This window comes from Haliscomenobacter sp. (assembly GCF_033763495.1).
GTDB lineage: Bacteria > Bacteroidota > Bacteroidia > Chitinophagales > Saprospiraceae > Haliscomenobacter.
This window is the reverse complement of the sequence record NZ_JANRKL010000128.1, coordinates 1-13,003: the sequence shown is the minus strand read 5'-3', so window position 1 is coordinate 13,003 and position 13,003 is coordinate 1. Positions and strand designations below refer to the sequence as shown.

The window sequence follows — 13,003 nt, the reverse complement described above, 5'->3', positions numbered from 1 at the left end:
GTAGGTCAGATGGTAAGCAAAAGTAAGCAGCGCCTCCGCCTGAGGCAGCAACTCCTCCTCCAGGATACGATCGTAATTCATGCTTTGCGTTGCTTGTGCTACCATAAAGTTAGGATTTTTTAGGTTTCAATGCATCAACCTTATCCTAAATTAAAAAGTTCCCGAGCTGAAAAATTTATTTTTTTATTCTTTATTCGCCAACTGCCCACAAGCCGCGTCAATATCCTTGCCCCGGCTCCGGCGCACAGTCACCATAATGTCTCTTTCCCTCAGGTAGCGCGAAAAGACCTCGATACGATCCTCTTCCGATTTCAGGTAAGGCACCTCACCAATTGGGTTGTATTCAATGATGTTGACCCGCACTGGGAAACGACGGCAAAGTTTAGCCAGGTTGGCAGCATCTTCAAGCCCGTCGTTGATTTTGTTAAAAGTAATGTATTCGTAGCTGATGCGGTTGTGGGTTTTACGGTAGAAGTATTCCAGCGCTTCCATCAGTACGGCCAGATTGTTCTGCTCGTTGATGGGCATCAGTTCGTCGCGCTTGAGGTCGTCGGCGGCGTGGAGGGAAAGGGCCAGGTTGGTTTTGCAACCATCGTCAGCCAATTTTTTAATCATCTTGGCGATACCGGCCGTACTGATGGTAATGCGGCGGGGCGACATATTGAGCCCATCGGATGAGGTGAGGCGCTCTACACTTTCCATCACATTGTTGTAAGCCAACAGTGGCTCACCCATACCCATGTATACAATGTTGGTCAAGGGATGCCCAAAAGTATCGAGGCATTGCTGGTTGACCAATACTACTTGATCTACTATTTCGGCAGCATCCAGGTTGCGTATGCGTTTCATACGCCCGGTAGCGCAAAACTTGCAGGTCAGGCTACAGCCTACCTGACAGGATACACATACCGTAAAACGTTTGTCCTCTGGTACTGGAATCAGCACTGACTCGATAAGGTGGCCGTCGTGTAAACGAAAACGGGATTTGATGGTGCCATCGGCACTCCGCTGTACTTTGTCCTCTATTATGGCGTTGATGGTGAAGTTTTCGGCGAGTTTTTCCCGCAACCCTTTGGATAGGTTGGTCATGACCTCAAAGGAGTGCGCACCTTTTTGCCACAGCCATTCATGGACCTGCTTGGCCCGGAACTTGGCTTCCCCCATTTCCTTGAACAGCTCCTCTAATTCTGCCAACGAGCGCTGTCGGATATCCATGCGTTCTTTTCCGTTCATGGGGGCAAAGATACAATAAGTTGAAATGTTGAGGGTTGAAAAGTTGAAATGACCGGGCTCTGAGCGAAGTCGAAGTGCCGGTCGTTTCAACTTTTTAACCCTCAACTTTCAACCTTCACCATCTGCACCTGCGATAATTTCACCATTCCTTCCGCACGATCGGAATAGGATAAAAGTAAATTGCCAGGTTTTACTTTGAGTTTGGGTAAAAGGGCCTCAGGTTTGGCAAAAGCCATGATTTTTCCAGCAATGCTGGCTTCCAATTTGCCATTCAACTGATCCAGGCAGGTGATCACCAGGTTTTTAGGCGCAGTGCCCGAAAAATTGCGGTCACAATCCAGGGCGTAGTTCAATAAATCCACATCGAGTGGAGCCACCCGCTGGTGACCTTGCCACTCGTTGTAAACATTGGTTTCAATGGGGTTGGGGGTATAACTCAACTTAAGGCCTTCATTCGACAAAAAACCTTTACCGTGGCGGGTTTGATAGGCCCGCGTGATGTAAAAGAGCTCGGGGAGCGGCAATTGGTAGTTTTGGATCAGCTCCATTGCATTGCGTGAGGTGGTGTAGGCACGCGTCACATTGGGGAAAAAACCAAAATCGCGATCCAGCAGAATCCCCTGGCTTCCTTCAAAAATCAAGGCATCAAAGCCCAATTGGTAAATGCGTTTTTCCAGAAAAACTTTTTCCTCCACCACTTCAATTAGCGGCAAAATGGCTTGTACTGCACTTTGAAAAGTGGCAACAATCTCCTGCAAATCCACCATCAGCATCGGATTATGCACTTTGCGACGGTAATATTCACCAATGGCCAGCAATTTTTGCTCCAGCACTGTAGGGTAAAAAAGATCTTGCACGTACAAGCGGTATGGCGTCAATTCATTGCGTTCCATCGTGGCACCAAAACCCATGCCGCAACTCCCGTGCGCATTGATTTTTTCGGAAGATTGATTGTGGAATACGTCGTAGGGCGTCGTTACCTGAGCCAGAGCATCTACATAAATTTTGGGTACAAAGCCAGCAGAATTGGCCTGCAAAGCCTGGTATTCTTTCCAGAAGTTTTCTGGTGCAAAGGAGCAATAGCGGCTCCAATAGGTGGCCGCACCCGCCAAACTACCCGCCCCCAGACTTGAAAAGACATGTCTTTGGCCCTCGGCAGTAACGACAGTGTGCCCGGCCTGGTGGCCGCCTGAAAAACGAATCACCAGTGGCCAATCGGCCTGGCGACACAGGTAGTCGGTAGTCAAACCTTTGCCTTCGTCACCGTATCCTAAGCCAATTACAATTTGTGTTTTCATGGTGCCAAAATTTAGGTGGAGCGACGTTTACTAAACTTTTAAAGTTCAGTAAACGTAAACTCCATATTTCGCCCCTAACAGGCATTTGTGAGAGCTAGAGTTTTACCACACCGCTAGTACCTGCTTTGACGACATCCGTATTCACCAGCATCAAGGCATTTTTTACGGATTTAGCCGTTGCATCATCAAATTCGGCTGCTACTTTGTCCAGATTTGCACCATTAATGACTGCTACAGTGGAGGCGATTAACTCCGCCACCGCCATGTGCTGGTCCAAAATCAAGGCGCGTTCGCCCAGCAGTTTTTTCCAGTAGCCAATCACATCGGGGTTGTCTTTGTAGCCCGTTTCATTGATGTGGATGTGGAAAACGTGGTACATCCGTTGGGCTTGAGCCAGCACCTGCACATCCGTAATGGGGTCGGTTTGGGCGTAGCCCATCAGCTCTTTCAAACGAGGAGCTGCAACCGAATCCCAGTTTTTTTCGTCACCAATCGTGAACAGGAAACCTTTGTTGCCGCGTTTTTCGAAACAATCAATGCTCGTGTGACGACCCGCCACCAACCAGGCCAGGAGGTAAGATTCCATGTTTTGGCCACCGCCACCGCCTTCGATGTAGACTTTGGAAAGGCAGTCGTTCAGCTCATCCGTGCCGGATTCAAATTGGCCGATTTGCAGTGGAGCACGATCCGTGTAGTGGTCACCAATGGCGGAAAACATTACCTGTGGATCGGCGACACCGTGTGCCAGTAGGGTATCCATCAAAGAACCCAGTTTGTGGCGAATCAGCATTTCCGGGATTTGACCCATTGAGCCCGTCACGTCCAGGAACACAGCAATTGCAATTGAATTGGGGTGTGCATCTGAGTCGCGGCTTTCACGGAAAACGAGGCCCTTAGGGTCCATCGTAGGGTTCATGCCACTGCTGAAAATTTGATCAGCAGATTTGCCGGAATAAGAAGTTTTTAAGTGCGAATAGGCATCGCTAGACCATGAAGTGTAGCCCATAGCTGTTTATTTTTGAGGATTATAGATTTAAGGGTAAAAATTTTTTCGGGAAGTGCTTGTCCAGCAACTTGCGGTACTTGTCGTAGCATTCAAATGCATCGGTATGTGCGGTAAGTAAAAAGTCAATCATCGCGGGGTTGTGCGTTTTTTGTAGTTTGATGCCGATCCCAGAGGGGTCGCCGAGTAGGGTGGTAATGGTTCGTTTGCTCAGTTCCAGATCGATCATTGGCACCGCTTTTTTGTCCACAAACAAGGCATTGGGATACCAGTGTTTGTACTTGGCCGAAACTGTTTTTACCGCTCCTTCCAATGGCGTTAAGTGGTAAAAAGAACTCAGGATGATGCCGTGGGTTTCAGGTACCACCAACACACTTTCGGGATTGATGCCACAGTGGGTCCAACCTTCCTGAGCCAGCCAGGCGCTAAACTCCAATAGGCGGGACAAAATCCAATTGGCGTGCCCTTGTTGCAAAGTCAACCCCGTCAGTGGTGCAGCACGGTGGCGGAGTTGAAGCGTCAGTACTTCAGCATCCAGCACCATGGATTCGGGCAAGTAGCGGTGAAAGTGTTGGGCGGCGGGGTGGCGCAAACTTTTGAGGTAGCCGTAATTGCGGTAGGATTGTAACAACAATTTGGGGTCACCTACAAAAGTAATCGTGGTATTTTGAGCCTTTACTGCACCAGCATCATCGTTAAAGCGATACCCTTTTTCCCAGCCTTCTTTCAGGGCATTCAGTCGGGCAAAAGCATCGGCTGCACCCGGGATAGTGCACAGGTCTGGATGCAACAAACGGGCCATTTCTCCGTATTGTTTTTTCCAGTCGTTCAACTCCAGTACTTCGCCCAAGTGACTGGCGTTGTTGATTTTGTCGATGAGTTCCTGTGGTGACATATGCTTAGTTTTGATTCTAAACTAACCTTTGATGATTCAAATATACAAAGACTTAGTTTTAAAGTCAAACTAAGTTCGATTTTTTTCGATAAAAAAAGGAGGAAAAACGAGGAAAAGACTCTTTTTTAGGATATACGGAAAGAGTGGAAGAAAGGTTATGGTTGGGCGGGTAAAATTACTAAGCGGAAAATCAGAAATTTAGGCTGAATCGGATAGGCCGCATTGCTCGGAGGACATGAATTGCCTCCAGCTTCAGCTGGTGGACTCTGGTAGTCTCTTCAAGACGGGCTTTAGCCACAGCTAAAAAATAAGTCCTAGAACTAAAGTCCATCAAAGAGGCAATCTCCACCCACGCGCTAAAGCACGTGGCAATTCATGTCCTCCGATTCCAATAAACAAAAATGTCCAGTAATGGCTTAGTGCTTGTCTGCTGAAATTTTTCGATAAATCAGAATCCCGAATAAGCCGACCCCCAAGGTATTCATGGTGCCATGCAAGGCATACATCCAGGGAATGGATAAAAATGATAAGGGAAAATAGCTCCGCCAGCCATACAATAAGGCGAGGATCATTCCGGTACCTAAACACAAAAACAGACCCAGCATAGCAAACTTTTGGTACATAGGGAGTCCTGATTCCAGCGCCAGTCCCGCATGCCAAACCGCGACACCCAGGCCACCCAAAGCCATCAACGTAGCTGCAAAAGTCTCCAGCCAAGGATCAACCCCAAATTGCGCCGAGGTTATCCCCACCGCTACCGCCGGAATGCCCAACAATACTGCCCAGGCCACCCCTTGCTGCCAAAATGAAGCTGTGTTTCGCCCCAGTAAATTCGCCAATATCCAGGGCAACAAAAAACCAGCATAGTGAAAATGCGCTGCGGTCAACAAAATGATGATCGAGCTAAACCCCAGTGGTGCCCAATCCAGGCGGTCGCTGAATGCCGCGAGTGGGCCAATTGGAAAATACAAGTACGCTGCAAATTGAACCTTGTCGGTCAGCGTCATTGTTGACAACAACAGTTTTTGAAAAGCATTGCCCAACAACCAAATTGAAACCAACACCCAAGGCAAAGCCAATAATGCGGCTACTATCCCCGGCTCCTGCAAATAAGCCAGCAGCAAGGCCCAGGTCGATAGGGTTACTGCCCAACGCCCCGTTTTTGTATTCAATGCCCCGGACAGCCGCATGGCCATAGGCACGAATACCATCGCCCCCAACAACACCAACAATTCCACCCAATCCTTCTCCAAAGGCTGCACGCTACCCTTCCACACCCAATACAACCCCAAGCCCAGGCCCCCAGATATCACTTCCCAATTGTTTACATGCTTTCCCATATTATTCGCTATTCGCTTTTATCTTTTCACTCTCCTCGCCATCGCCACAAACGAATCACGCCGAAATTTCCGCTGGTAAGCCCGCGCCAGGGGATAGGCCAGCCACACATACCAGCGGTTGGGTTTGGAAAAGGCTTTGATGGAATACCACACACTGCCATCATCCCTCAGCTCGACCCAAAAAATTTCCTCGCCCTTTTCGATGTGTGCGGGTAAAGTTCCATATGCAAAGCCAAAACGAGCGGGTTCGTCGATGAGGTAAACGATGCGGGAACTGTTGCGCCACCACCACAGTCCAAGCAACCTGAACAAAACCAGTACCACACTACCCGTTTCAATGGGGGCATTACTTGGGTAAATTTGGGTCCAACTTGGGGGGAACATAGCCCATTCGCGTAAGGCCTGGGCTGCTGATCGAAATACACCATCACCAAAACCCAGCAGGGTTGTTTCGTGATCGTGGTTATAACCTGCCGGAGCACCAGTTGCACTACTGCCGACTTCAGAATAGGCGAATGCCTGGGTTTGTTGAGTTTGCCAATGCTGAGCCAATGTGGCAGGGTCAGGTAGGACGAAAGAAGGGCTCATTATTTTCAATATATTTTGAAAGTATTGAAATTTAAACGCCGCACTTTTTGATTTGTTTTGAATGGATGAAAAAAATTAAAAAAAATCTCCTCACCATGGAACGAAGCGATTCGCTCCAAACACCTCCTTTTGTGATCGGGATCATCCTGATTCCATTTTGGATGAAGTAAGATGAGGTAAAACGGCTTAGTAGCCCGCTGGAAGAATTGCTCCAGCGGGCCTTTTTATTTTCCCACCATAATTATTGACCAATTTTTGCCCTAAAAAGTCCAGAATTTATTGAACTTTACAGGCATGCTTGAATTGCGAGCAATGCTTTTCCCATTTAAAACCACTTTTATGTTGCAAACTCCCTCCATTCAGCGCAGCTGGATTTGCATAGGCCTTTTGTTGTGGGCTATAGGCCTTATTGCCCAGCCTGTTTCTAACCACGGCAACAAATTTGAACAAATCACTGACCTGCTTCCAGATCCCAATAATTACCGCAACATCGACGGTGCACCAGGGCCACAGTACTGGCAACAGCGCTGTGATTACGACATTGAGTGTACGCTGGATGTGAACAACTTGCGCCTCAATGGCAGTGAAAAAATTACTTATTTCAACCAGTCCCCCCAGCCTCTGCGCTACCTCTGGCTGCAACTCGACGAGAACCAACACGCCGTAGATAACCCCAATCAGGTTTTTGACCCGACCAACATCAATGCGGCGATGAGCGAAAATGAGATGCAGGGTTTAGAACCAGCCAAAGGCAAGGAAAAATTTGGCTGCAAAATCGAAGAAGTGGTCGATGCCAATGGTAAGGCACTCAAATACAGCATCAACCAAACCATGATGCGCATCGAGTTACCCGAACCGCTCAAACCGGGCAGTTCCTTCGCTTTCGGCGTCAAGTGGCATTATTATCTGGTGGATCGCATCAGTCTGGGCGACATAGCGAGCAATAGCGCAACCAACCTGGCCCGTGGCGGCTATGAATATTTCTCTGAGGACGACAATTACATTTTTACCATCACCCAATGGTATCCCCGTCTCTGTGCCTATAGTGATTTTGCCGGTTGGCAAAACAAACAATTCACTGGGCGTGCTGAATTTGCGCTGACCTTCGGCAATTTTGTGGTCAAAATGACCCTGCCCACCGATTATGTAGTAGCCGCAACCGGCGAATGCCTCAATTACTCCACCCTACTTAGCCCGGCCCAATACATGCGCTGGCAACAAGCCCAACAATCCAAAGAGCCGATCGAAATTGTCACACTTGAAGAGGCCAAAAAAACGGAAAAAGCCAAACGCGCCAGCGAGCTCAAAACCTGGATTTACAAAGCCGACAATGTGCGCGATTTTGCTTGGGGGGCCAGCCGTAAATTTGTCTGGGATGCCCTGGCCAATACTACCGAAGAAGGCAAAAAGGTGATGTGTATGAGTTATTACGCCAAGGAGGCTTACCCGATTTATCGAAAGTATTCCACTAAAGCTATTCAACACACCATTAATACCTATTCCAAATACACCATTCCCTTCCCTTACCCTACGGCCATTTCAGTGGAAGCAGCCAATGGCATGGAGTATCCAATGATTTGTTTCAACCCTGGCAGAGCTGAACCGGATGGAACCTATTCGGAATCGACCAAAATTGACGCAGTTTCCACCATCATTCACGAAGTAGGGCACAACTATTTCCCAATGATCATCAACAGCGATGAGCGGCAATGGAGCTGGTTTGATGAAGGGTTTAACAGCTTCGTACAGTTTGTGGCCGAGCGGGAAATGGACAACGACTACAAACCCTGGTTTGGTCCGGCGCACCAGATTGTGGATTACATGAAGTTGCCCAAAGACCAGCTGGAGCCCATCATGACCAACAGCGACAACATCGTCGATTTTTTTGCAAATGCCTACCGCAAACCCGCTACTGCCCTCAACATCCTGCGTGAAACCGTAATGGGGCGTGAATTGTTCGACTACGCCTTCAAAGAGTACTGCCGCCGCTGGGCATTCAAACACCCTACACCAGCCGACTTTTTCCGCACCATGGAAGATGCCAGTGGGGTGGATCTGGACTGGTTCTGGCGCGGTTGGTTTTTTACTACCGATGCAGTGGATATATCCCTGGACAGCATCAAGTATTATCGGGTGGATCTAGACAGTAACCCGGAAAAGAAGGAATTTGTCGCAAAAAACAAGGTTGAAAAGCCTTTTTACGACATCAATAAGGTGCGCAACAAAGAAGCAGGCAAAGTGCCTTTGATTGAACGGGATACCACCCTGAAGGATTTTTATACTACTTACCAGCCTTGGACAACAGCGGACTCCATCGCAGAAACCAAAGTATCTCTCTATGACCAAACGTACAGCAAGGACGAAAAAACCAAACGATTTGGAGATAAGCACTACTACGAGCTTCAGTTTAGCAATAAAGGGGGCTTGGTGATGCCGATTATTCTGGAATGGACTTTTGCGGATGGAAGTACCCAAATCGACCGCCTTCCTGCCGAAATTTGGCGCAAAAATGAAAACCAGTTCAAAAAAGTGTTTGTCAAGGACAAGATGGTAAAGGCCGTACGCCTCGACCCCTTCCGCGAAACTGCCGACATCGACGAAAGCAATAACAACTGGCCAGTGAAACAGGTGCCAACCCGCTTCCAGGTGTTCAAAGCCCATAAAATTGAGGAAGGTCCAAATCCGATGCAGAAGGCAAAAGCTAAAAAGGTAAGACCGTGAAGAATGGGTGTGGGTGTGAAAGTGTGAAGGTGTGGGTGTGTTGGGGCAATCCTAAGTGGTTGCCCTACGTCGGGCCAACCTTAGACTTCCATCCCCTCAAGATACATCGCCAACCCATGGATTTATCCGCAAGAATGGGTGTGGGTGTGGATTGTGTGGGTGTGAGTGTGTTGAGGCAGCCCAATGTGGCTGACCAAAATCCGGGAGTACACCGCCAACCCATGGATTTATCCGTGGGAGGCCACCCAAAAAAAGAGCTCATGACTTTAGTCGTGGGTTTTGTCGTGGGTTTTTTGCCCCAACCTTCAGGTAGGGGCAAAAAAAAGGAGGCAGCGCTACCACAGCACTACCTCAGCCCTAACCAAATAAAACCAAATTATATTTTTCGAAAAACTTCTTCAAGCAGTAAAAAAACAAGTAAAGTTATTGTAAAAAGTACAATTACAAATTTTTCAATAACTCTTTGTTCTTTTTAATTGATAGCGCTAAAATATGGCCTTTTTTTGAAAATATCAAATCTTTTTTCCGAAAAGGATACTTTGTTTAGTTTACAAACAAAGCTCGTTTTTCGCAATTAGATTTTATGCAAAGCAAAACCCCTGTTTTGGCGATAAAAATTTGCTTTTTTTAAGAAATAGAAAATTTTTTTCCAAAAAAGCCAAAAAAACTTTTTTTGCCCTTTTTTGAACTTTTTTTTGATTCACGTAACGTACCGTTAATACAACTTACTCATGAAGCTGAAATTCTTTGCGTTATTGCTTGTACTGGGATGTCAACTACCAGATTTACATGCCCAAGCAAATACAAAATCGGATGCGGATGCTTTTTACATCCGTGAAATTTACAATAAGGCACTCACCCAAGGGAAATCTTATCCTTGGTTGGACTACCTCTGTAATCGAATCGGAGCTCGTTTGAGTGGCACACCTCAGGCCGCTGCCGCAGTGGAGTACACCCGACAAATGTTGGACACTCTGGAGCTGGACTCGGTATGGATTCAACCTTGTATGGTGCCGCACTGGCAAAGAGGGGAAAAAGAAGTGGTTAGGGTAGTACACTCCAAAATGGGAAGTTTTGACCTCAAGGCTTTGGCCTTGGGCAACTCTGAAGGTACGGGGCCCAATGGTTTGAGCGCGGATGTCATTGAAGTCAAACGCCTGGATGAACTCGAAAGCCTGGGCCGCGAAAAACTTGCTGGCAAAATAGTCTTCTTCAATCGACCAATGGATCCTACCCAACTCAATACGTTTGCTGCTTATGGGGGCGCAGTTGATCAACGTGGCCTGGGGGCTTCCCGGGCATCAAAGTATGGAGCACTTGCCGTTTTGGTGCGTTCGATGACCACTCGTCACGACGATGTGCCGCACACAGGTAGCACCTCCTATGAACCTGGAGTGACCCCCATCCCTGCCCTTGGCATCAGCACGAATGATGCGGAGCTGCTCAGCCGACTGCTCAAGGACGAACCTGTGCGGGTATTCATTCGCAATACCAGCCACATGATGGGTATGAAACCCTCTCACAACGTGATTGGTGAAATCCGGGGTACTGAAAAACCTGAGGAAATCATTCTGATTGGAGGACACCTCGATTCCTGGGACGTGGGTACAGGTGCCCATGATGATGGAGCAGGTTGTGTGCAGGCTATGGATGTACTCCAGGTACTCAAACGCCTGGGATACCGTCCCAAACGCACCATTCGTTGTGTCTTGTTTATGAATGAAGAAAATGGATTAAAAGGTGGGCAGGCATATGCTGAAATCTCCAATCGGAACAAGGAGTTCCATCTAGCTGCCATAGAATCGGACCGAGGTGGCTTTACGCCCAGAGGTTTTACCTGCGAATCGGAGAATCGGGCTTTTGACAAAAAGTATAAACAAATCATGGAATGGGCGCCACTGCTGGAAGCCTATGGACTTACCTTTAAAAAAGGAGGTTCTGGGGCAGACATTGGCCCGCTGCGTTCCCAAAAAGGAGTTTTATTTGGTTTTGAGCCTGATTCTCAACGTTATTTTGACTACCACCATACAGCCATTGATACCTTTGATGCGGTCAACAAGCGCGAATTGGAGCTGGGTACCGCTGCCATGACCGCATTGGTGTACCTATTAGACAAATTTGGGTTGGAATAACCGTAATTTGAAACCTGTTAACAGTACTATATAATATGGTGTAGTACTTTTGCACAAGTTATCACGTACTCCGTAAACATGCGGAACAAAAACAAATTTGCCATGAAATATTTGATCCTTGCTCTCTTGGCCTTGAGTACATTCGGAACCCTCGCGGCTCAAAACACCGCTGAAGCCAACATGAAAAAAAATGAAACTTCAGCCAAAAGCAAAAAGAAAGCCCCAGCACTGATTTGGGATAAAATCGAGCACGATTTTGGTGCCATCCCTCAGGGCAAACCTGTCACTGCGGTTTTTAAAGTGAAAAACAAGAGCAAGTCGCCTATGGTTTTCACTTCGGTAAATGCCTCTTGTGGGTGTACTACACCTAATTACACCAAAGAGCCTATCGCTCCGGGCAAAACTGGCGAAATCACCGCTACTTACAATGCGCTGGCACCAGGTGAATTCACCAAACAAGTGACCGTTATCACCAGCCTTAGCGATGAACAAGTGGTTCTGCGCTTGAAAGGAAAAGTGGAGCAAGCAGCGAATTAGTTGAGAAAGTTGATGCCTCGGCTACGCTCGGCAACCGACACTTCGGCTTCGCTCAGTGACTGGTTGCCGAGCGTAGCCGAGGCATCAACTTCTAAACTTTTCAGCATTACATACCCAATCATTCACAAATGCTTGCTACCTTTGCAGCTGAAAAGAAAAAGGTAGAAAACTTGAAGCGGAAGATTGTTTTTGTATTTTTTTATTTCATGTTACTGCCGTTTGTGCCCAATAATCTTTTGGCGCAAAGCACTGACAACCCTTTTGAATTGCTGCATCGAATGGGCATCAAACCAGGTGCCCCAACCGTAGATTCTGCTGTACTCAACAATCCATTCGATCTTTTGGCTCGCCCTTCTGCTAGCGCCTTGCAGATCGCCACTGAAAAGGCGAAACCACCCAAAAAGCGCCGTGAGTGGACCCTTCCAAAATTCGATTTCAAATCCAATCTTACACCTGCTGCAATCCTTCAACGCCTTAATTTTGGGGTGACCACCTTTATCTTGCTCACTTTAGCGTTTTTTATGACCTTACTGCGAGGCCCAATTATTAAGGTCTTTCAGGCTTTTGCCAATGAAAATGCTTTCAATCAGGTTTTTCGTGAAAGAGAAGGGCGTGGCGTAGGGGTTTACGCTGTGTTGTACCTTTCGTTTTTAATCAATCTGGGGATATTTTTATTCTATTTTCTGCACGATTTGCAGGTTAATTTTGGCATGGGGTATCTCAGCCAATTAGGCATCTGTGTAGGTGGCGTGATCGCGGGTTTTGGGCTCAAACACCTTGTGTTGGGTTTGATTGGCCTCATTTTTCCGGTAAACCGCGAAATCTCACGTTACAACTTCATCATGTTGGTGTTTGGAGCAGCGCTAGGTCTGTTGTTGGGACCAGTCAATATTTTATTGGCCTACGGTAGCCCGGAGTGGCACAAAATTTTTATCTGGGGAACCATTATAGTGATTGGATTGGTTTATGCATTTAGATCGGTACGTAGCCTCTGGCTGGCTGGCCGAATTTTTGCATCACATCTATTTCACTTTTTGTTGTATATTTGCACCGTCGAAATCGCTCCTGTACTCACTGTGGTAAAATTAATCTTGAACCAACAGTAGCTAGGAAATCGAAAGTAGGTTACCAAAATAATCGTGAATGGCAGCAAACGGACAAGCCAAGGAGGAAACTTTCAAAAAAGTAAAGACCATCCTTGTTTCGCAGCCCAAACCTGAACGTTCTCCGTACTACGAGTTGGAGAAAAGGTACAA

At 47.3% G+C, this 13,003-nt stretch carries 12 protein-coding genes; 5 read left to right on the top strand and 7 right to left on the bottom strand.

The genetic code is table 11. From position 1 onward, the window contains the following. Nucleotides 1-183 precede the first annotated feature (183 nt). The 6 genes from rlmN to SFV55_RS13500 form a co-directional block, all read right to left on the bottom strand. A complete protein-coding gene (gene rlmN / locus SFV55_RS13525) occupies nucleotides 184-1,233 on the bottom strand; it encodes a 23S rRNA (adenine(2503)-C(2))-methyltransferase RlmN (RefSeq protein ID WP_320030044.1) in 1,050 nt (349 codons plus the stop codon). A 101-nt stretch (nucleotides 1,234-1,334) separates the two neighbouring features. Beyond that, complete coding sequence (locus SFV55_RS13520) at nucleotides 1,335-2,531, bottom strand: adenylosuccinate synthetase (protein ID WP_320030043.1); 1,197 nt, start codon at nucleotides 2,529-2,531, stop codon at nucleotides 1,335-1,337. 94 nt (nucleotides 2,532-2,625) lie between these two features. Next, nucleotides 2,626-3,537: a hypothetical protein gene (locus tag SFV55_RS13515; protein ID WP_320030042.1), complete on the bottom strand. Its 912-nt coding sequence runs from the start codon at nucleotides 3,535-3,537 to the stop codon at nucleotides 2,626-2,628. A 19-nt stretch (nucleotides 3,538-3,556) separates the two neighbouring features. Next, a complete protein-coding gene (locus tag SFV55_RS13510) occupies nucleotides 3,557-4,429 on the bottom strand; it encodes a hypothetical protein (protein WP_320030041.1) in 873 nt (290 codons plus the stop codon). Nucleotides 4,430-4,845: 416 nt separating this feature from the next. After that, the gene (locus SFV55_RS13505; RefSeq protein WP_320030040.1) at nucleotides 4,846-5,769 is read right to left on the bottom strand and encodes a YndJ family transporter; all 924 of its coding nucleotides are present in this window, start codon (nucleotides 5,767-5,769) and stop codon (nucleotides 4,846-4,848) included. Between the two features lie 18 nt (nucleotides 5,770-5,787). Next, nucleotides 5,788-6,357, bottom strand: a complete 570-nt coding sequence (locus tag SFV55_RS13500; protein ID WP_320030039.1) for a DUF1990 domain-containing protein — start codon at nucleotides 6,355-6,357, stop codon at nucleotides 5,788-5,790. 339 nt (nucleotides 6,358-6,696) lie between these two features. On the opposite strand from SFV55_RS13500, the gene SFV55_RS13495 reads away from it, so the two are divergent. From SFV55_RS13495 to SFV55_RS13480, 4 genes are all read left to right on the top strand, one after another. Next, nucleotides 6,697-9,078, top strand: coding sequence for a M1 family metallopeptidase (locus tag SFV55_RS13495; protein ID WP_320030038.1), 2,382 nt, complete (start codon nucleotides 6,697-6,699; stop codon nucleotides 9,076-9,078). 221 nt (nucleotides 9,079-9,299) lie between these two features. Continuing rightward, nucleotides 9,300-9,554 carry a hypothetical protein gene (locus SFV55_RS13490; protein WP_320030037.1) on the top strand — a complete coding sequence of 85 codons (255 nt, stop codon included), beginning with the start codon at nucleotides 9,300-9,302 and terminating at the stop codon, nucleotides 9,552-9,554. Between the two features lie 255 nt (nucleotides 9,555-9,809). Then, complete coding sequence (locus SFV55_RS13485; RefSeq protein ID WP_320030036.1) at nucleotides 9,810-11,210, top strand: M20/M25/M40 family metallo-hydrolase; 1,401 nt, start codon at nucleotides 9,810-9,812, stop codon at nucleotides 11,208-11,210. 102 nt (nucleotides 11,211-11,312) lie between these two features. After that, nucleotides 11,313-11,747 (top strand): DUF1573 domain-containing protein, encoded by a 435-nt coding sequence (locus SFV55_RS13480; protein ID WP_320030035.1) that lies wholly within the window; start codon nucleotides 11,313-11,315, stop codon nucleotides 11,745-11,747. On the opposite strand, the gene SFV55_RS13475 is transcribed toward SFV55_RS13480, so the two are convergent. Further along, on the bottom strand, nucleotides 11,744-11,869 hold the full coding sequence (locus SFV55_RS13475; protein ID WP_320030034.1) for a hypothetical protein: 126 nt from the start codon (nucleotides 11,867-11,869) through the stop codon (nucleotides 11,744-11,746). The two genes, SFV55_RS13480 and SFV55_RS13475, sit on opposite strands and share 4 nt — an antisense overlap. 6 nt (nucleotides 11,870-11,875) lie before the next feature. Between SFV55_RS13475 and SFV55_RS13470 the strand changes: the two genes are divergently transcribed. Continuing rightward, nucleotides 11,876-12,853 carry a DUF4271 domain-containing protein gene (locus SFV55_RS13470; protein ID WP_320030033.1) on the top strand — a complete coding sequence of 326 codons (978 nt, stop codon included), beginning with the start codon at nucleotides 11,876-11,878 and terminating at the stop codon, nucleotides 12,851-12,853. Nucleotides 12,854-13,003 lie beyond the last annotated feature (150 nt).